Raw genomic sequence first — 20475 nt, forward strand, 5'->3', positions numbered from 1 at the left:
CAAATAGAACAAACTTAATTATTGACTCTCGGAGATTTGATCGTGGCGACTCAAAATACAGCTATCACTGAAGTCGATCGCAGTCAACCCTTACTGCACTAACCATTCGCACATTAGGGAGATGAACGATGAATGCTATGAGTCACTATGACTATATTGTAATTGGTGCAGGTTCGGCTGGTTGTGTGGTTGCCAATCGTTTAACCGAAGACTGTGACACAACCGTGTTACTCCTCGAAGCGGGCAACCCAGCTACAAAACCAGAAATTCAAATTCCAGCGCAATGCTTTAGTCTAATAGGCTCTGAAGTGGATTGGGGGTACTTTTCTGAGCCGGAACCCTACCTGAAGGGTCGCAAAATGTTTTGTTCCCGTGGCAAAGTCTTAGGGGGCAGCAGTTCGATTAATTTTATGATGTATGTCCGGGGCAATCCTCACGATTACGATCGCTGGCAGGAATTAGGAAATCCCGGTTGGTCGTACCTTGATGTCTTGCCCTATTTCAAGAAATCGGAACACCAGCAACGAGGCGCATCAGAATTTCACGGGGTTGATGGGGAGTTGAGCGTTACCGATTTGATATCCCCTGCTGTGGTTTCTCAACGCTTTGTAGATGCTTGTGTGGCAATGGGATACAACTACAATCCTGATTTTAATGGTGTACAGCAAGAAGGGGTAGGATTCTATCAGTTAACGGTCAAAGATGGTAAACGGCACAGTGCTGCCTCTGCTTTTCTCCTACCTATTCTCCATCGTCTTAATTTGACCGTAATGACAGGGGCATTGGTGACGCGATTGCTGTTTGAAGGCACTCGCTGTGTGGGAGTGGAATATCTGCATGAAAGTACGCTCCACCAGGTTAGAGTCAACCAAGAAGTGATTTTAAGTGCGGGTGCGTTTGATTCGCCCAAACTGCTAACGCTTTCTGGTATTGGGGATGCACAATATCTGCAAGCGATGGGAATTTCTGTTGTTGCAGATTTGCCGGGTGTCGGTCAAAACCTTCAGGATCACATTCTCACTTCTGTCGTTCAAGAAGTTACTCAAGATATACACCCTGCTATCACTAGTAATGGAGTTGAAGCCGGATTATTTTTGCATAGCAAGGGTAATGTGGAGGCAGTACCAGATTTGCAGTTCTTTTTCGGCCCGATTCAATTTTTGTCACCTGGTTATACTCCTGCTGATTTTGGATTTACAGGTGCAGTCTCTCTTACCTGTCTCCAAAATATTGGTAGCGTCACTTTGCGTCCTGCCGGAGGCAGCAGCGCCTCGCTATCGCCTGACCCCAAAGAAGCACCAACCATTCGGATGAATTATCTACAAAGTCAAGCCGATGTGCAGAAGTTGGTTGAGGGAGTTAAATTAATCCGCCAATTATTTCACACCAGTGCCTTTGATGATTTTCATGGTGAAGAGATTGCTCCAGGTTCCCACGTTCAGAGTGATGCAGCACTGGAAGCTTACATTCGGGACACTTGCAGCACTGTATGGCATCCAGTTGGCACTTGCAAAATGGGCATTGACCCAATGGCAGTGGTCGATCCTAAGTTGCGGGTACATGGGGTTGAGGGATTGCGAGTTGTTGATGCTTCCATCATGCCAACAATCACCACGGGAAATACGAACGCACCGACCATCATGATTGGCGAAAAAGCGGCAGATTTAATTAAAGCGGAGCGTACCTCACAAAGCATTGCCAATAAACCCCTCTATGCTGCTTGAGAACTGGTTTATCACTTAAAAAGAAAACTCAAAACTATGAATTTACAAACAGCTCAAACCACCACTATTGCTGACGAGTCGGCAATCCGTGCTTTCCATCGCCAGATGATTGATGCTTGGAATCGAGGTAGCGGCGAAGGCTTCGCTGCCCCATTCAGCGAAACTGCCGATTTTATCACGTTCGAGGGTACGCATCTCAAGGGTCGAAAAGAAATCGCTGCATTTCATCAACAATTGTTCGACACAGTTGTTAAAGGAACACGCCTAGAGGGTGAGGTGGATTTTATCCGCTTCGTGAACTCGCAACTCGCGCTCATGCTCTTAGTTATCAGGGTAATACTGCCCGGACAAACCGAAGCTTCACCGTCACGAAATTCGCTGCCGCTATACGTCATAACGAAAGGCGACGAAGGTTGGCAAATCGAAGGGTTGCTCAATACCCGGAAGTTAACGCTAGAACGTCAATTCTTCTTAGACGACTTTGACTCACTGAGCGCAGAGGCTCAACGTCAAGTGACTGACCTCGTTGTAAGTCTCAAGCAGCGTCATCAAGCAGAGCAATCAAAGGAGATGTAAGGAATGGTACTAAGTTAAAATACAAAAGACGATCGCCTTAGCTCCCCAATACGGGCTGACTATTCTTCCTCCTGACTCTACTCTCCATTAGCAACTGACCGTTTAAAACCCAACAATCAGAGGATTAGCATAATGAAAAAACTACAAGGAAAAATCGCCCTTGTCACGGGTGGCAACAGTGGTATCGGTCTTGCCACAGCCAAACAGTTTGTTGCTGAAGGAGCCTATGTCTACATCACAGGTCGTCGCCAAGCCGAACTGGATACTGCTGTAGAAGCCATTGGTAAAAATGTTACGGCTGTGCAGAGCGATGTTTCTAATCTGGCAGACCTCGATCGCCTGTTTGCCACCATTGAGCAAGAGCAAGGACACCTCAATATCATCTTTGCTAATGCTGGCGTTGGAGAAATTGCCCCACTTGGAGCGATCGCTGAGGAACACTTTGACAAAACATTCAACACAAACGTTAAAGGTTTGCTGTTCACCGTACAAAAGGCACTGCCACTTTTGCCAGAGGGCGCTTCTATTATTTTGAATGCTTCGATTACTTCTATAAAAGGTACACCAGCATTCAGTGTTTACAGTGCCTCCAAAGCCGCCGTGCGATCGTTTGCTCGGAATTGGATACTCGACCTTAGAGAACGCAAGATCCGAGTGAATGCCATTAGCCCTGGTGTTGTTCCGACTCCTGGTTACGATCATTTGGGACTGAATGACCAGCAGTTGCAAGAATTCGTGGACAGCCAAGCTGTCACTATTCCATTAGGGCGAGTCGGCACACCGGATGAGATTGCCAAAGCGGTTGTTTTTCTGGCTTCAGATGACAGCAGCTTTGTGAACGGCATTGAGTTGTTTGTCGATGGTGGTATGGCACAGATTTGAAGTCCAAAAGGAGTTAAAGATGAAACTGATCTCTGTTAATGTCGGGCTGCCGTGAAGCCTTACCCGAAAGCTGGCGGGACTACTTTCAAGAGCAGATCCGTCGTCAGGATGTGAGATAGATCGACCCGAATAAACAATCGCATTTCACTATCTGAGGAGATCGAGATGACAATAACGACCGATTCCGATTTTGCTGCCCGCGAGGCACTACGCCTGCTCGGCCCCGATCCCGAAAACTGGGTGCCCGATCGCCCTGGCATCGATCGCAATGTCACTATAATCGGTGGCAGCGGCAGCGGTAGCGCCTTTGTATTTGCGCTACGGCGTGCTGGTATCGGTCGCGTGACGGCGATCGATGCAGCCGATGACGAGGCTCATGCAGGCGTGTGGCTGACACGAGCGCGGATGGAAAAGCTCCGCACGCCGAAAAATGTGCCTGGCCCGGAACTAGGCATCCCAGAATTATCCTTTCAAGCCTGGTACGAAGCGCGGCACGGGACGGAAGCTTACGCAGCGATCGATCGCATTGGGCGAGTGACATGGGCTGAGTACCTCAGTTGGTATCGGCACTTCCTCGGTATTCAGGTTCGTTACCGGACGAAGTTGGTGCGAATTGAGCCAGCCGTAGGTTTCTTCAGCCTACACCTCGAGGTAAACGGTGTTCCGCAGATAGAGACTACACGCAAAATTATCTTCGCCAATGGCGTGGCTGGCACTGGTGGTGCATACATACCTCCAGTACTGGCTGACTTACCACGCACGCTGTACGCTCATACCGCCGATGCCATCGATTTTGAAGCACTGCGAGGTAAGACTGTGGCGGTGCTGGGTGGGGCGGCTTCAGCTTTCGATGCAGCAGGAGTGGCGCTAGAATCGGGAGCTAAGGCAGTACACCTATTTGTACGCCGGTCGGCACTTCCATCTCTACCAATCCTTCGGATACGGGAATATCCTGGTGCTTACTGCAACTATCCCCAACTACCCGATGCAGCCCGCTGGTTTCAAGCTTGGCGCTTTCGTCAAGCAGGCTCCACGCCATCACGAAACGCGATTGAGCGAGCGATCGCCTTCCCGAACTTTCACATACACCTATCTGCACCTTGGAAATCGGCACGGACAATGGGCGATGCGGAAGCCGCCGCCAAGGGCGAACGCATTGTCATTCAGGTGAATGATGAGGTTTTCGAGTTTGATTTTGCGATCGCTGGCACTGGTTACTTCGTTGACCCAACAAAGCGTCCCGAACTAGCCGACTTTGCCCAGCACATTGCCCTCTGGCGCGATCGCTACGAGCCACCAGAAGACCTGCGCGACGACTATTTGGGAACGCACCCTTACTTGGGTAACGCCCGCGAATACCTAGAAAAAGTACCTGGCACTGCCCCTTACCTGAAAGACATTCACGTATTTAATCCTGCTGGTTTCGTCAGCTTTGGCTTGCCAATTGGTGACATATTTAGCATCCGCCGCGACATACCTGGAATAGTATCGTGCATCAGCCACGACTTGTTCTTTGAGGACTGGGCGCATCATGAGGCACGTATCACAGGCGATATCGCCCCCGATTTTGAGAACTCGCTCTATGCTACTGCGGTGTGGAAACAACCGATCGAGGCAGCGACCCGCCAGGTAGAAAACCTTTTCACCAGTAACAAATAATTCCGGCTCTTAAACGATGTCGGTAGAAAGTGATTGCCATTCCACAATCACTGCTGAATCAAGTATCACTGTTAAATCAATTCACTTAACAGTGTCATTTCAACAGATTTTTTACTACTTATCAAAGGAGAATGTCATGGTTGCTCAAGCAAACTCGCCAGCAGCAAAAATTTTGGAAGTTGCTGAAGATCCACGTCTTTCTATTGGGGTGAAGGAATTTTTGAAAGTGCTGAATTCAGGAGGTGTGCCTCTAGAGACATTACCTCCACTCGAAGCGCGTCAAGTTCTCGTGGATGCACAGGCTTCTGTTCCAGTAGACCTTTCAGGCATTGAAGAGTCTGAGAAGAAAATTATCGCTGACGGTTATTCGATTACGCTCAATATCGTGCGACCGGAAGGTGTCAAAGGAACATTGCCTGTTTTCATCTTTATTCATGGTGGTGGTTGGATACTGGGTGATTATCCAACACACAAGCGTATGGTGCGCGATCTGGTTGTGCTTTCAGGGTTTGCAGGTGTCTTTGTCAACTATACACGCACGCCAGATGCTCAGTATCCACAGGCGATTAATGAGATTTATGCTGCGACCAAATGGGTTGCCGAGCATGGTGAAGAGATTGGGGTGGATGGCAAGAATCTGGCAGTGGTCGGCAACAGTGTCGGCGGAAATATGACAGCTGTCACTGCTTTGAAGGCGAAAGAAAACGGAGGGCCACACATCAAGCTACACATCATGATGTGGCCGATCGTCGATGCCGATTTTGAAACGAATTCTTATCATCAATTCGGCGATAAAAGGTACCTAACTGCACCTACGATGAAGTGGATGTATGATATGTACATCCCTGACCCAGAAAAGCGCAAAGACATCTATGCTTCTCCCCTACAGGCGACGGTTGAGCAACTCAAAGGCTTGCCTCCAGCATTAATTGCAGTTGCAGAGAGCGATATCTTGCATGACGAAGGTACAGCCTACGGACGCAAGCTCGATGAAGCTGGGGTAGAGGTGACAACGGTGCAGTACAACGGTATGATTCATGACTTTGGACTGCTCAATGGTTTAGCCGATCTGCCACAAGTCCGCTCTTTGTTTGTTCAAGCTGCTGCCCAATTGAAGAAACATCTGCAATAGAATGCGATCGATGTTTTTGGGAAAAGGAAAAGACGCTCTTCCATCGCTTTGCTGCTTACCGAGTTAGCGTAGGGGAAAAGGGTAATTTGCAACTGGGGTCTGGGAACTCGCATCAAAGAAACGTTAACGTTTCTTTGATGCGATAACCCTGTGCCGTTTCACCTTCAAATTTATCGCGCGACCAGTCCCAACGGGAATTTAAGTTTGGGCAAAGGAACTAGCCAAGCGACAGAAGGTGTTCAAGTGTATAAGTTTCGGAGTGGAATTTATGAATATTGGGTGTGGGATGGCACGTTAGATAACCCGCAGTCTGGTACTTTAGAGGTATATAAAAACAACCGTATCTTGATGAAGCAAGCTTGTACGAAAAGTTGAATCCTAAGTGCGGGTGTTATGCACTTTTTTGAAACCCAGTTACAGCAAGCATCTTAAATTATGCTCCCCAAATGCGCGATCGCGTAACCGCTCAGTGTAGCCCATCGTTAAAAGCCAGTCTTTTTTGAAGTTCATAACATCGTTTCACCTTGTCAAACTCAAAGGATATGGAAGTAGACACTCAACACTATGACGATATTATTATCGGTGGCGGCAAAGCAGGTAAAACACTTGCACCAGCGCTGGTCGCTGCTGGACGTAAAACTGCTCTGGTTGAACGCAGTTTAAACATGATTGGTGGCGAGTGCATTAATCTCGCTTGCATTCCTACTAAAACTATGGTGGCGAGTGCCAATGTAGCAAACATAGTGCGAAACAGTTCCGCTTATGGTGTTAAAGCCGATGCACCCACCGTTGATTTAGCAGAGGCGATACGACGTAAACGAATGGTTGTGCAAGGGATGCGTGAAATGAACTTGCACAATTTAGAAACGGCTTTGGGTCACGAACTGATCATTGGTACAGCCCGCTTTGTTGCTCCCAAAACGATTGAAGTAACGACGGCTGAAGACACCACTCGCTTACTCATTTGAGTTTAGACTAGACAGCAACAAATGACCCAGCAGTGCTGAGTTCATAAAACACAACCTTCAAGAATGAAGATATTTGAGATTAAGCAGATTTTTGTTCCTCTTTGCGTGGTTTAGAAGCAGTCTTTTTAACAATTGGATATCGTATTTTCCGGTTACGGACTTTACCTGGTGTCCACCCAAGGGACTTTCCACGAGGTTTGGGTGGAGAGGTAGGAGTACCAATCGCGGCGAAAACTCCACCCATAGCTTGAGCAACTCGTCCTGGGGTCAATTTATCCATTGACTTCTGCCAAGGAAGAGGATTATCAGCAACGATATCACAAGCTAACCATAACTCCCAAGTGATTAACGGCATTAAGTCACTCCAATGTTCACATTTTATTTCCCGCGATCGCTGTGCTACTGTGTTCTATTGTCCGTTCTTTGAGTGTCACCGCATCTGGGCGTGACCAAGCTGTATGATCTCCTGCCAACAATATGCGTTTTTCTGTTGGTATTTGCTTGATATATAACTCCATTAATTTCTCGCGGTCTGGTTTGGTATCTTGTATCGCTTCATAGATACTCGGCAAGAGTGCGTCTAAACACTGGCGATAAAGATAAATCTGCCAGACTGTAAACATTACGGGTCAACAGTATCGCATCTGTTAGTTCAAATGTTGCATCATGTGCTTTGCCTAGATGCGTATAGGCGGCTTGACGAAATTCTTCGAGTCTGGCACGTTTCATATTGGCAGATAAGAGTAGGTGATTCTCTCTTAGCTTCTGCCGAAAGGGGGACTGTCTTCAATCAGACATCCCCTTTTTCTCTTTCATCTCTCCCATTTAGTCTAAACTCCAGTCACCTACGACCACGACGAATTCGTAACCCAACGCTGGGTGGTCATGGTCAACTCAGTTGAAGAACATCGTGCAAACAGATGGGCCAAGTGCCATAGCCACGTCACTTGGCACCACAAGCAAGGCACACTGCCTGTGCAAAAGCAAAAAGTTCCAGCCAATACAACTGGTAACGAAGTGATGGCACAAATTGCCTTGGAATGCGAAAAGTTTGGCTTTGAACTCCTCGATGACGGTATCTACAACAACGACAAAAAGCTAGGTTCAGCCGGATGTACTGACGGTCGCTGGTGGGTGAAAAGGGCATCATCAGAGCATCAGCAGCAAGTGCCAAGTGATTCTGCATTCGATGCCGTGGCTACTGCCCGTGATTTTGGAGAATCCACCCGCAGTTTTACCGTCGGTGAGTCCGGCGATCGTCCTCACCCCAAGAGATGCCCGGGAGGATTTAGAACGCACAGGCTATGCCTCACAGCGGGATAGCTTTCGGCAACGGGGCAATCTCACTGTCTGTAGTGTGCGATCGCCTGCCCGTGCTTACACAGTAGACTACCAAATCACTACGGTAGTGCCGTCACCTGATCAACAACGCCTGATTTATACCTATTTGCTGCAACAGTTGTCGATGGATCGGGGATTACCCATTAACGGTGCTTTCTCACCCGTCTCTTTACTGCCTCAACCTGCGACGCTAGATGAGCAGCGATTTGGGTTACTGGCACCGTTATATGTACGCATCGGCACAAGGATGGAAATTGCTGCCCGCCAGGAACTGCCCTGGGTTCAACAGGCTAACATTGAAGCTGCTCGTATTGATGCACTTACCGATCCCGAAGGAATTGTTTTGCGGTTTTAGAACTTTGAGGAATGTAAAAATCCACCAAGTCTAAGGAGGAATGGCACTAAGAAAAGCTATAAGCTATACAGAATAGGCACCACAGCTTTGAAAGCTATTGAACAGTGGAGAAGGGAGGGGTCAGATGGTCGTCCTTAATGCGGTGTCATGGAAGCGATCGCCGACGGGCGGGCTTGCTCCAGACAGTGGAATCAGATGTACAAGTTGTCGAAAAATTTCTCTTCGCTAGGAAAAGCTTACTTGTTCATGAAATACTTTCATTGATACGAATAAGCCAACAACATAAATACTACTGTGACACTACGAGTAAAAATCTAAGCGCAAAAATTTAGTCAAAGTGTGGGACTACCCTTTAAAGAACTGTTACCAGAATCTGCAATTGAGCAAGCTTTGACGGATCTGAAAACAGGGCAAACGCATCTAAAGGGTAAGAATCCTTTAATAGCAAGGGTTTCGGCGTTTTATAATCTAGCCTATTTTTTCGTCAAGATCCTTATCCAGCAGGGGTTTCAGAAATCCCGTGCGTTCGCCCTGGATCTGAAAATTAAATATCATCAGCGATTATTTGACCCAATAGTAACGCTGTGGGCGTTTTTATCTTAGGTTTTGGCTCATGATAAAAGTTGCCATAATTTATCTCTACCTAAAATATCTATATAAACAACAACAACGTTGAAAAATTTGGTCATTTTAGAACGCTGTAGAAAGAACAAAGTGGGTTATTCAACAACGTATACAACGATGAGACATCCATAAAAAAGCCCAGTAAAAACTAGATTGCATAACAAAACTAACCAATACAGTTTGAGCATTTCTACTGTTTATTTCAGCTTTGCCTTACATTTTTGGCTTACGCCTGAAGAGAACTGAAGGTATTCAGAAGCAATCAACCATGATTCAGGCAATAGATTTTGAACAAACATTTGTCACCCATCTCGAAAGCTTCGTGGGTAAAGCAGATAAGTTCATCAAGGTTTATTATACGGGTATAAGTGAAGAAACTCATCTAAAAGAAATAATGCTAGCGGTGAAAAATCTGGCACTAGATGCAGACTTACAACAGCTAGAAGCTGAGTATCACATGTGCAGCGAAAGGAAAGATTTGATAGCTGATTGTGATGATTCAGCTTGGTGGTAGCACGTTCCAATTGCAGGCTGAAATTTAACACAATATTAAGTTTGGGCGTTGCATATTTGCGGGATGAATTTTGAATTTTGGGCAAAGCTGAAAGTTGATTCTTTGCGCCTTTGCGTCTTTGCGTGAGGCAAAAATCATCCCATCAATCAGCAACGCCTAAATTTGATTTAGTAAGTCGAAAGTCGGAATTTTCAAAACAGTTCTGACTTTCGATTTGCTACTTCTGAAAAGACATTGGCTTACGCCATTTGGTTAATGAAGTTTACGGAAATTCTATATGCCGTCACGCAAATCTTCTACCCCTACCCTTCAACCGATAGATGGTTCAATATTAGGTGAGTATGCCGTGGAGAACTGGGAAATACGACGAATTAAAGTAGATTCAAATACATCGAGCTTGCGAAGCTGTTGGCGAAGAAATCAAAAAATTGCTCTTTCTAAAGGGGTAAATGATAGTGGGTTATTTGAGCCAATTTTAGCTTTACTTTGACAAGTAAAAGATGCCCTTGCCTTGGAAATACGTACAGTTCATCCACACCAGGGTTTGGTATGATGCGATCGCTATCTTGTCAGCGCAGATCATTATAAGCAGGTATAAAAAGTGCGATCGCAACTGAGATAGAGTGAAAATGCGATCGCAGTCCAAACTAACTTGCGCGATCATATAGATGATGCCTTTGTGCGTCGCATCCAGGCAATTGTCGAGTTTCCTTTCCCTGATGAGTCAGAACGCCAGCGGATTTGGCAGGTGATTTTTCCCCCAGAAGCGCCTTTGGCTGAGGATGTAGACTTTGGTTTTTTGGCCAGAGAAGTTAAGTTAGCCGGGGGAAATATTAAAAATATTGGTTTGGCAGCGGCGTTTTATGCAGCAAGTGATGGGATGGAAATTGGGATGGCGCATTTGAAGAAGGCGGCAGCGCGGGAGCATCAAAAGTTGGGTCGGACGTGGCAAATGAACCTACCTTCTGGTGGGGCATGACCTTGGCTATAATTTTGATGTCTACCTGAAGTAGTGTCAATAACAGGGTATCAAAGGGCGATCGCTATGACCGCTGTGAGTACAGCAACCAAAAAACTCACCCTAGAAGAATATCTCGCTTATGACGATGGGACAGATACCAAATATAAGCTAGTAGATGAAGAACTAGATATTTTGGAAGTTGGACATAAAAAAGATTCCAGCTATTTAATTTCGCTTAAGTTGAGCGATCGCATCTTGAATGGCGGTAGCGATCGCACCTTCTGGAAATGCTTCAGTGATTTGTTGCTCTTCCTGGATTAAGAGTTGTTGTAAATGAGAATCTTTCTGTACCATATCCAGAAGAACTTGTTTGATAAATTCTGCTTGCATTTCGGCTGTTGTGGCTACATTTTGTTTTTGAAGTTGTGTCAATAAATTCTGCACAATTGTCTTGGCTTGAAAAGATTCTGAATGATTAGTAACAATATTGCGAATTTGGTTAACAGCTTCATGATATGCAATTTGTCCAGAACCAGAAAGATTAGTAATAGTACTGTCGATTATTAAGAAATTATTACCAGAGGGACGTTTACTTAATTCTTCATTGGTTGCTAGTAATTTATAAATTATCTGTTCTTTACTGGCAAGCTGTCGCAGTAAAGAATCATACAAAGTACAGAAGAGTTTCTCAACTTCTTGAGTAGAAATATTTTGGTTATGAGTAACTTTCACAACCCATAGTTCCCCACGTTTTTCAATTCCTTTGACTTGTAATTGTAAACTTTCATCTTCTACTTGCAGCTTTTGTAGAGCAAAAGCGAAAGCACGCCAGTTGAGACCTTCTTTGAAAACTAATTCAACAACATTACCTACTTCTTGATAGAGGGATTCAAATTCTCTAGGTTTAAATTCGCCATCAACTGGGTAGCGATCAGTTGGTTTTCCTCTTTCATCTAATTTGCGGTATATGTAGTCACACTGAACGTTAGTAAAACAGGTTTTGCTATTGATGTTCCAATCTTGAATACAGATGCCCGTGAGATTGGCATTGGTAAAGTCAACATCGATCGCCTGAGCATCAACTAGGATACTATTTCGTAAATCTGCTCCTTGCAAATCTGCTCCGCTCAAATCCGTATTAGTCAGATTAATATGTCTGAGGTCAGCAAATTGTAGATAGGCTCCTCGTAGATTAATACGACTAAAATCTTGTTCATTGGATCTGGCATCAGTCAGGATCTTCTGAACTTTAGGAATTTCGAGATCTAAATAACGATTGTCAACCCTGGCTCGTTCCAGTGCGATAACTCCTTGAAAGCAGGTTCTATAAAGATTACAACGTCGTAAATCAGTGTTTGCCAGATTACTCCCTCTAAAGTTAACTTCACCAAGGTTGAGTTTATAAAAGGAGGTGCCTAGCCAAGAACCAATAGTGAGACCCCAATTCCTAAGTATGTTTGGATAATTCCAGGGCGAACCCTGGCGTTGATCAACCCACCAACTGCTGAGAATTAATGCAGAAGAATAAATGCAACCTGTAACAGTTGCGAACACTTTAACAGTTACTAATTGGTTTGCATCTAGGGTTAATAACATTTCCCTAATAGGTGAGCCACGAAATCGTTCTGAAATTGCTGCTGAAACAACTACTGACGAACCAATTATTGCAGCAATCAAGACTACAAATATACTGAGTATTCTTATGCTTTTTATCCAAATATCTCTAATTAATATAATATTAATAATAGCATTTGTAAGACGGTTGAATAAAAAACTAAAACTACAAATTGATAAGATAAATATAAAGGCTAATAGCGTTTCTAAAAGCAACTCAGAAGTAAGTTCAAAATGTAGATTATTTGTGAAATAACTTGAAATATAAATTAGGATAAACAAGCTCAAGAATGCAACCAACAGGCTAATCATGTAAGGCTTCAAGATAATGGTCAGAAACCAGGCAATAAGAGCAGCAATTACATATATATAAATCCATCGATACTCTGGAGTTAGCAAGCCCAGGATGCTGGTTGCACCCATATAGCCAATCGAAAAATTGATTATGAAACTTAAAATATAATTAAAAAGTATTAAGATAATTTTGGCGATCGCATGTTGACCAGCAATTACACCACTCAAATCAGTACCTGGGATATCTTCCTGAAATCGTTGGCCTCGAATATCTTTTTCCATATGCTAAGAGTATTTTATTTTACTTTGTTTACCGTATTTACGCTAGATGTTTAAAAACGCCTCTTATCCCATAAGGGTTTTTTGATTCCTTCAAAATTGTTGTTTTAGGACTACCTACGAAATTACAATGGTTTCAAGATTTAATTGAAATTAAATATGTGTTTGTTAAAAAACATAACTTTTATCATATATCACAAACCTTCTTCGATCCATTTAAGTTAATCTAAGTTTAAAGATATCAGCTAAGTATCAGTAACCAAATACAAATTATTTAATTGTAAGGATTTTAGCCATTTCTGAGATAGATAAATTCAAAAATAAAATCCTTTTATCACAAAATTTACCAAGCTCGAATTACCCAGATAAAAATACTCTCGGATATCCTATAAAATCATAGTTTTGAGGTATTCATATGATCCTTCCATTCTTCTGGCTTTCTAATGTAGGTTTATCAAAAGATTTTATTTATCAAGAGCCTGAGCCAGAAGCGTTGGACAGGGTTATTGAAATATTACAAGAGAGGTTAATTACTGAGGAACGCTCTCTGGTCACTGCTGTAATTGGTGAGACAGATTTTCTTCCATTAAATGTTTTACAAATAGGGGTTGAAAAAGGTCTTGCTGTTTGTCGAATTGCTAGATATTTCTCGGTAGAGGAATTTAAAAGGTTTATTAAGGATGTTGAACAAGAAGCTAAAGAATGGAAGATGACAGAACAATTCAACAATCCTGAAAAAGTGAAAGAGATCTTCTCAATTCCTGACTCTGTTGCCCAAGAGATTTTTACTTCCCAGAATACAGAATCTAAAGATTTTTTACAAAAATTGGGTGAAAACATTAATGATAGCCAGCTATCTAAAATAAATCCAATTCCTATTGGAACTGGTTTTTTAGTAGGAGGTGCTCATTTACTGACGAACTTTCATGTCATCCCAGATGAAGAAGTTGCTCAACAATGTGTTGCCCAGTTTAATTACGTCGAAAATGAAAAAGGTTATACTCAAACCTCTATTGATTATGAGTTTGATCCTGTTTTGTTTGTGACTGAACCAAAGTTAGACTATACTCTTTTGCAGCTAAAGACGGATGTGTTTTCTAGACCAGTTGGATATCAATTTGGTTGGATTCAATTGAGTGAAGCAGACGATACCATTTGCCCAGCATTACCTCATATTATTAAAATCAACAGTAATAATGTAGATTTTGTTGCACTTGTAGAATACATCAAAGCGAAAATACCTGACCTAGAAAGGCAAGGAATCTCAGTTAAAGTAGATATAGTTGATAAAGAATTAGTCATTCTTGAATGGCAGTCTAACACCAAAGATTATAATCAGGGATTGGATATTCTTCAGACTGAACTCAATCAGCCAAATTCAAATATATCTGTACCCTCCACTCAAATCTATTTATATGAAAAAAAACCTGGAGATCCAGTCTATATCATTCAACATCCTAAAGGAAAACAAAAGAAAGTAGTTTTACATGATAATGATGTAATCGATTTTGGTCTCTATAGGAAATTTTTAAGATACCGAGCAGATACTGATTATGGTTCCTCAGGTAGCCCTGTATTTAACGCCCGATGGAAACTGGTTGCATTACATCATGCAGCTATACCTAACAATAAAGATAATAACCAAACTCAAATCATAGCTCAACAAGGTATCCGAACCTGTCGTATCGTTGAAGATTTGAAGCAAAAGAGCTTTAGCAATTCTAAACTGAAAAGCTTTATTGAAGACTTTGTAATTACTTCTGAAAAATTGAACTATCCCCCTTTGCCTTCGGCAATTGAGTTTGGTGGAAAAGTAAGCTATGTCGATTGCATCTGTAATGAAAGCTTGAAGATTGATAAGGCAATTTCAATTGAAGCTTGGGTTAGAAATAACGATCCAAATTCAGATGGATTTATCTTTGATAGAGGAGGAAGTTTTGATTTTCCTGGTTATTGCGTATGGAAATACCAAGGAAAGCTCAGAGTCGAGTTACAAGATACTAATAAAACAAAAATTATTGCTGATACTCAACAATCTGTTCTCAATGACCAATTATGGCATCATATAGCATTCACATGGGAGCTAAATCAAGGAATTTGTATATATATCGATGGAGAACGTCAAACAGTAGATTACGTACTGGGTAATTCTCAATCTTGTTTCAGTTTCGTTAACATTTCTAGCAGCTTAACTATTGGTCATGCTGCAAGTATTGAAAAGATGATTAATAATTCATTTCCCAGTATAAATAGTGAACTAGTTGAAACTTTCAAGAGTCCTCTTGATCAACTGCCTCATATTAAGTTTCAAATACCCCGCATCTATGATTTCAATGGTTCTATTGCTGAAGTTCGTCTTTGGAATGTAGTCCGAACTCAGGATCAGATCCAAAAAAATATGTTTCGTCGCTTGAGTAAACAAGATTCAGGACTCTTGAGAGAGGAAGATCAATATTGGTCAAACTTAGTAGGCTACTGGCGGTTAGAGGATACAATTGGTATTGAGATTTATGAGCTTAACCATGAAATCATCAAATCAGACTATTCAGATTTAGTAAAGATATCATACAAACAAAACTCTAGTATAGAGGAACGTGTAAGAGCTTCTCAATATCCAGCTTTACCTCTGCCGGTTGGGTTGAAATTTATCGAAAGTAGCGATCGCGTAGTATGTGGTGTCCAGAAAAATAAATATCAAGCTTTGAATATCACTGAAGGGATTACTACTAAAGGGATTACTGTTGAAGCATGGGTTAAGCACAAATTTGGTAATTGTTTGATTGTCAGTCGGATTGATCAAAAAAGAAATGGTTATTCCCTTTCCTGGTTCGAGGGCAAAATTCGGATTGTATTACAGCGTAAAAACTCTGATGAAAAAATAGTTGTTTATACCGAAGAAAATTTTCCTCAAGATCATATCTGGCACCATATTGCTTTTACTTGGGATAATAAAACAAAAGAGATTTCGGTTTATGTTGATGGTAGGCTTCAGAACTGTGTTGTAGAAGGAAAGTGCAAGACTATCCTTTTTGCAGGGCAAACTAAGAGCATTGGTTTGTTTACAGATTCTGTTGCAGACCTTGAAAAGGTTACAGATTCTTTTGCAGACCTTGAAGAACCTCTGATCATAGGTTCTAATGAAGTTGGTAAAGAAGGAAAGACCTATTACAAGAGAGCATCCCAATTTTGCACGTTAGCTGTTTTAAGGGGGACTGAAACCCTTGGGCTGTCGTTACTTTGGGTAATGCTTTTACAAAAACGGGATGCTCCCTATTACAATATTGCGATCGCAGAAGTTCGTCTCTGGAAAGTACCCCGAACTCAGGATCAAATTAAAAAGTATATGTCTCGAAGGTTGAGTAAGCAGGATTCCGATCAACAGATAGAGCCAGGAAAACAAGATAAATATTGGTTAAATATGGTAGGGTACTGGCGGCTGGATGATGGTGGTCAAGGCAATACAATAGCAATTGACTTAACAGATAACGCTAACCACGGTACAATCTACGGCGCACAATGGTTTCCCCCACCACCAACGCTGTCTACAAGTACAAGTGATGCAACTAACTCTCCAACTACAACAACCACCTCAGCACAAACGCCTTCAAGTTGATTTTTGTATCAAGACTGGTGTTAAATGCTCTGCAATTCCTGCCATACGGATGGTGTTACAGCCTAGTTTGTAGGCAAACTCTACAGATTCTCCGGCGGCGATCGCATCATAAAAACCGACAGCAAACTCAATAGCGGCTTGATCCCCGATCGCTTTGTTCATTCCTATTACATAAGGGATGTGCTGAGCGATCGCTTCTGCTTGCGTCTGGGAATAGCAAGCATTGAGAACTACGCATTCCACGCGATCGGAGAATAGTTCAAACAGGCTTGACAGGGCTGCTGTATCTACTAGCTGAGGTTTTCCCGTTTCATCTTCTAGCACTAAGCCTTCTTCTCCTGCTCCATGTCCAGAGAAATGGATGATCTGGGGCTGATAATCTAGCATCGCTCGGTGGATATCTCTGGAATTTACCGCCCATCTCTGCTGTAATACGAATTGATCGCGCCGTTTTGCCCTTTGTAACCCAGCATCAATTTCTCGTACTTCTTCATCTAAGCGCAGTTGGGGTGAGCCTTTGGGATTGGCAGCTAGAAATAGGATAGTTTTAAGCGCAGATGTAAGATTTGAGGCTGAGACAGGCAATTTCTGCAAATTGGGATCTGGAGCATTTTGCTGACCAGATTGTGGTGTAGCCTCGTTGTAATAAATATTACCTGAACCCGTTAAGTTGGTAATTGAACTGCCGCTAATGTTAAAGGTATTTTCTGACGATAAGTTTGATTGAGACATATATTTTGATTAATTTTATTGGTTAGTTTTATTTCTCAAGAGGAGTTTACCTTACCTGAAGAGATGGAGAGCATTAAAAATTTTGAGCAGGTGATCGCATATCTACATACAGCAGCTACGGGTATTGGAGCGGACAATGAAAGCTCAGTTTGACGACAAGGTACGATTGATCGCACTCCCAAATGGCGATCGCACTTCTTCATCAAGCGATCGCTTGACCGATCGGACAGACACAACCAAAAAGCGATCGCACCAAAAATCACCAGCCAAAGCTCATCACCCACCATCAGTAAACCAAAAAGTTTTTCCCCAAAGAGCGATCGCTAATCACTCTTACGTATAACAAGGTAGTGTAAACTACTAAATGCATAATTAATGCTTATACTGCTCTTTTGGGGTTCAAAAAATGAAATGATGAAAGTAGTGTGTAGCATATTGGCTCTTAAAATTGACTGTTTCATCAGAAGAACTGGTTTTAACAGACTCAGAAACCCTTGAAGAGGTTATTGAGTGTTTAGTAGAAAATTTTTCCATTGAAACTCAGGGGGGATGTGACCAACAAACTTTATTTGAGATTCTTATAAAAGCAGCCAGCAGTGGAGATAGTATTGAGAATACAGCCAAATTATTAAAAAATGTTCCTACAGCTAATGATATTAGATATCATCTTAATAAAATCAACAATTTTGAGGAGTTAGAGACACGAATTAATCAAGCATTGAAAAGTCGAATTCCTTTAGGTTTAAAAAAAGGATGTTTAAAAATAGCGATTGATTTAAATTTAATTTGTTATTATGGTAAGCCAACATTCTTAGAATTACCATACATATATAAAAGTGAAGCTAAATCTGGTACTCATTCATTTTTGACGGCTGCAACTTTATATGTGATTAACAAAAACAAGCGTGTAACTCTAGCCGTCAGAGGTGTTCGCCGACTAGATACTAGTGTAGCGATAATTACTTATTTATTGGCGGAACTTGAATCCCTTAAAATAAATGTAAAAAAACTCTATTTAGATAGGGGATTTTTTAATACTCCTGTAATAAGATGGTTGCAAGCATTAGATATTCCATTTATGATGCCTGCTATCAAGACAGGAAAAAAGGGAGGAATTAAACAGTTTTTGAAGGGAAGAAAAAGCTATAAAACTACCCATACTATTACAAGAGACAAAGATGACTCAGTCACCTTTGACTTATGGATTGTCTGTAAATATAGAAAAGGAAAGCGTAAAAAATATGGGGGTGCAATACCTTGCTTATGTTACTTATAAAATCCAAACTAATTTAGATTATATATATCAGGATTATCGAAAAAGATTTGGCATCGAAAGTAGTTATCGGCTGCAAAATCTTTGTCGAATTAGAACAAATAATAAAAATCCCGCATTAAGATTACTATTCGTTGGTATATCTTTTCTTTTAGTTAATATTTGGGTTAACCTCCTCTGGCTTAGAATAAGTCGGAAAAGGCTCATGTTGCCGATTAATTTACCGGACACTTTTCGTACTTAAACAGATGTTAGCCTTTTTATCTCAAGCCCTACAGCGTAAATATCAAGTAGTAGAAAGCATTTATATTCCACGACTGTTAGCACCAACAAATTATCAATCAGCTAATCATAAGTAATCATTATCCATACTATGTCTGCTGGTTAAAGGAGCGAGTATTAAAAAGTATCGTAGGCTACAAAATATTTAGCGATCGCTCTTTGGGGAAAAACTTTTTGGTTTACTGTTGATCAACCCTGCTGGAGCAACATTTCCCGTCCATTGTCTCATCAAGTCTGCACTCAATTTGCCGACAGCAGCCTGTTCTACGGCCCACCGGCTATACCATTCCTCGCAAAATTTCACGATGTCTTGTACCGACATCCTCTTTTGAACAAGACTGTTCACTTCTCCCCTGCTGTAACCATGCGAACTGAGTATCATGGCCTGCTGGCTCGTGATGTTGATTTTGTACTCCCTACTCATACCGGAGACGAACGCCTGAATAGCATCTGCCCTTCTTTGTTCTCTCTCGTGTTTCTTTTTCCAAAACTTCTCACTTTGAGCGCGCTGCTGCGGAGTCCATTTTCTTTTTCGCTGAACCGTTTCAGATCCAGCAGCCCCGGCTCCTGATGTTGACTCCGAACCTTTTGCTCTGCGTTGTTCGGTTTTACTGCCTGCCTTCGCTCCCATCGCATCCGCCTCCTGCTCCCCTAGAAAATGCAGTGTTACCGATGAGCGCTGGATTGCCTGGTTATTCTGTTGCACCACATGGGTCAGTTCATGGGCGATTAACTCCTGCCCACCCTGACTACCTGGGTTGTAGGCACCTTGCTTAAAAAACACATCCTCCCCCGTAGTAAACGCCTTCGCCTGTATCGACTGGTTAAACTGGTCAGCCTGTGCATCCGTATGAATACGCACACCACTAAAATCAGCCCCAACGGCCTGCTCTATCGGTTCTCTGATACTATCCGCCAATGGCTGTCCACTACCCCTAGCCTGTTGGATGGACTCTTCTAGCTGTGGTGTCACCTCCATCCCTGACTCTGCTGACATCCTTTGAATCAACGGCTTAGTCTGGATTTTATCCTCTTCCTCCGGCATTTCCTGGCGTTGGGCTGTTGGGCTAGCAGGAGCATTCAAGGAGTTGACCACCGCCAAGGCTGTGCGATCTGCCTCTTGCTCGTAGATATCGTCTGCTGGGTTAACAGTTAACTTAGCCTGAATCAGTTGCGTCACGGCTCGGTTACCGATTTGCCGTTGCAGTTGCAGCCAGGGGTGAACCGCAGCGCGTGTTGCTTGGTTCTGCTTGGATGCGATCGCCCTATCCTCGCTTTGCTGTTGTGTCTTAGTTTGGGCTTGGCGTTGGCTGCTGTGTTCGTTTCCCATAATCGTTACCGCCTTTTTTATCTTGACTGTGAAAAAATTGCTTCTTGGCGAACCCGCTCTATTACATCTGTTGACGGTGCAAGTCCTGCTGGTAATCGTTTTGCTTGATTGTCAAGTGCGATTTTTGGGATAGCGATCATATTACTTCACAAAAGATGAGGAAGGTTTGCCGTGACACACAGTTTTCGTTGGGGTTGGTGCATTACTTCGTTAACGTACTGGACTGACACAGCTAAAATGATGCAATAGATTTTTGTGAAAAGTGAGATAAATCAATACTTTCTGCTTTATTCTTAATGCACAACTTTAGCTGTGTCGATCC

21 protein-coding genes and 1 pseudogene are annotated in these 20475 nt (G+C 42.7%); 15 read left to right on the forward strand and 7 right to left on the reverse strand.

The window, feature by feature from the left end; genetic code table 11:
* The first annotated feature begins 137 nt into the window (after nt 1–137).
* The 7 genes from AACU32_RS31955 to AACU32_RS31985 all read left to right on the forward strand — a co-directional run bounded on the left by AACU32_RS31955 (nt 138) and on the right by AACU32_RS31985 (nt 6941).
* A complete protein-coding gene (locus AACU32_RS31955) occupies nt 138–1724 on the forward strand; it encodes a GMC family oxidoreductase N-terminal domain-containing protein (protein WP_096608264.1) in 1587 nt (528 codons plus the stop codon).
* Nucleotides 1725–1760: 36 nt separating this feature from the next.
* Nucleotides 1761–2300 (forward strand): SgcJ/EcaC family oxidoreductase, encoded by a 540-nt coding sequence (locus AACU32_RS31960; protein WP_096605814.1) that lies wholly within the window; start codon nt 1761–1763, stop codon nt 2298–2300.
* A gap of 132 nt (nt 2301–2432) precedes the next feature.
* Nucleotides 2433–3182: a glucose 1-dehydrogenase gene (locus tag AACU32_RS31965; RefSeq protein WP_096605816.1), complete on the forward strand. Its 750-nt coding sequence runs from the start codon at nt 2433–2435 to the stop codon at nt 3180–3182.
* Between the two features lie 165 nt (nt 3183–3347).
* Entirely contained in the window at nt 3348–4841 is a 1494-nt protein-coding gene (locus AACU32_RS31970) for a SidA/IucD/PvdA family monooxygenase (RefSeq protein WP_096605818.1), read from the forward strand.
* Nucleotides 4842–4857: 16 nt separating this feature from the next.
* The gene (locus AACU32_RS31975) at nt 4858–5973 is read left to right on the forward strand and encodes an alpha/beta hydrolase (RefSeq protein ID WP_339378438.1); all 1116 of its coding nucleotides are present in this window, start codon (nt 4858–4860) and stop codon (nt 5971–5973) included.
* 150 nt (nt 5974–6123) lie between these two features.
* Entirely contained in the window at nt 6124–6348 is a 225-nt protein-coding gene (locus AACU32_RS31980) for a hypothetical protein (protein ID WP_339378439.1), read from the forward strand.
* A 167-nt stretch (nt 6349–6515) separates the two neighbouring features.
* On the forward strand, nt 6516–6941 hold the full coding sequence (locus tag AACU32_RS31985) for an FAD-dependent oxidoreductase (RefSeq protein ID WP_339378440.1): 426 nt from the start codon (nt 6516–6518) through the stop codon (nt 6939–6941).
* A 79-nt stretch (nt 6942–7020) separates the two neighbouring features.
* On the opposite strand, the gene AACU32_RS31990 is transcribed toward AACU32_RS31985, so the two are convergent.
* The 3 genes from AACU32_RS31990 to AACU32_RS32000 are packed head-to-tail and all read right to left on the reverse strand — an operon-like array spanning nt 7021 to nt 7670.
* A complete protein-coding gene (locus AACU32_RS31990) occupies nt 7021–7296 on the reverse strand; it encodes a hypothetical protein (protein WP_339378441.1) in 276 nt (91 codons plus the stop codon).
* A 16-nt stretch (nt 7297–7312) separates the two neighbouring features.
* A complete protein-coding gene (locus AACU32_RS31995) occupies nt 7313–7513 on the reverse strand; it encodes a hypothetical protein (RefSeq protein WP_339378442.1) in 201 nt (66 codons plus the stop codon).
* Nucleotides 7497–7670 (reverse strand): hypothetical protein, encoded by a 174-nt coding sequence (locus tag AACU32_RS32000; RefSeq protein ID WP_339378443.1) that lies wholly within the window; start codon nt 7668–7670, stop codon nt 7497–7499. Before AACU32_RS32000 ends, AACU32_RS31995 begins: the two co-directional genes overlap by 17 nt.
* A 460-nt stretch (nt 7671–8130) precedes the next feature.
* Here AACU32_RS32000 and AACU32_RS32005 point away from each other — a divergent pair, with 460 nt between their 5' ends.
* The 5 genes from AACU32_RS32005 to AACU32_RS32025 all read left to right on the forward strand — a co-directional run bounded on the left by AACU32_RS32005 (nt 8131) and on the right by AACU32_RS32025 (nt 11057).
* A complete protein-coding gene (locus tag AACU32_RS32005) occupies nt 8131–8637 on the forward strand; it encodes a hypothetical protein (protein WP_096605822.1) in 507 nt (168 codons plus the stop codon).
* A gap of 892 nt (nt 8638–9529) precedes the next feature.
* A complete protein-coding gene (locus AACU32_RS32010; RefSeq protein WP_096605826.1) occupies nt 9530–9775 on the forward strand; it encodes a Pb-reticulocyte-binding protein in 246 nt (81 codons plus the stop codon).
* A gap of 277 nt (nt 9776–10052) precedes the next feature.
* Entirely contained in the window at nt 10053–10265 is a 213-nt protein-coding gene (locus AACU32_RS32015; protein WP_096605828.1) for a hypothetical protein, read from the forward strand.
* Nucleotides 10266–10427: 162 nt separating this feature from the next.
* A complete protein-coding gene (locus tag AACU32_RS32020; protein WP_096605830.1) occupies nt 10428–10754 on the forward strand; it encodes a hypothetical protein in 327 nt (108 codons plus the stop codon).
* 33 nt (nt 10755–10787) lie between these two features.
* The gene (locus AACU32_RS32025) at nt 10788–11057 is read left to right on the forward strand and encodes a hypothetical protein (protein ID WP_339378444.1); all 270 of its coding nucleotides are present in this window, start codon (nt 10788–10790) and stop codon (nt 11055–11057) included.
* Here AACU32_RS32025 and AACU32_RS32030 read toward each other — a convergent pair.
* A complete protein-coding gene (locus tag AACU32_RS32030) occupies nt 10962–12926 on the reverse strand; it encodes a pentapeptide repeat-containing protein (RefSeq protein WP_096605832.1) in 1965 nt (654 codons plus the stop codon). The two genes, AACU32_RS32025 and AACU32_RS32030, sit on opposite strands and share 96 nt — an antisense overlap.
* 412 nt (nt 12927–13338) lie before the next feature.
* On the opposite strand from AACU32_RS32030, the gene AACU32_RS32035 reads away from it, so the two are divergent.
* The gene (locus AACU32_RS32035; protein ID WP_096605834.1) at nt 13339–16536 is read left to right on the forward strand and encodes a LamG-like jellyroll fold domain-containing protein; all 3198 of its coding nucleotides are present in this window, start codon (nt 13339–13341) and stop codon (nt 16534–16536) included.
* On the opposite strand, the gene AACU32_RS32040 is transcribed toward AACU32_RS32035, so the two are convergent.
* Nucleotides 16528–17268, reverse strand: coding sequence for a CHAT domain-containing protein (locus AACU32_RS32040; RefSeq protein ID WP_096605836.1), 741 nt, complete (start codon nt 17266–17268; stop codon nt 16528–16530). The genes AACU32_RS32035 and AACU32_RS32040 overlap by 9 nt on opposite strands.
* 136 nt (nt 17269–17404) lie before the next feature.
* Here AACU32_RS32040 and AACU32_RS32045 point away from each other — a divergent pair, with 136 nt between their 5' ends.
* On the forward strand, nt 17405–17611 hold the full coding sequence (locus tag AACU32_RS32045) for a hypothetical protein (RefSeq protein ID WP_096605838.1): 207 nt from the start codon (nt 17405–17407) through the stop codon (nt 17609–17611).
* Nucleotides 17612–17716: 105 nt separating this feature from the next.
* Nucleotides 17717–18900, forward strand: a pseudogene (locus tag AACU32_RS32050) (ISH3 family transposase).
* Nucleotides 18901–18968: 68 nt separating this feature from the next.
* On the opposite strand, the gene AACU32_RS32055 reads toward AACU32_RS32050, so the two are convergent.
* Together AACU32_RS32055 and AACU32_RS32060 are read right to left on the reverse strand one after the other, a co-directional pair.
* A complete protein-coding gene (locus AACU32_RS32055) occupies nt 18969–20153 on the reverse strand; it encodes an eCIS core domain-containing protein (protein ID WP_096605840.1) in 1185 nt (394 codons plus the stop codon).
* A 17-nt stretch (nt 20154–20170) separates the two neighbouring features.
* Nucleotides 20171–20293, reverse strand: a complete 123-nt coding sequence (locus AACU32_RS32060) for a hypothetical protein (protein WP_339378446.1) — start codon at nt 20291–20293, stop codon at nt 20171–20173.
* Between the last annotated feature and the right edge of the window lie 182 nt (nt 20294–20475).

This window comes from Calothrix sp. NIES-2100 (assembly GCF_963875285.1).
Taxonomy (GTDB): Bacteria; Cyanobacteriota; Cyanobacteriia; order Cyanobacteriales; family Nostocaceae; genus Aulosira.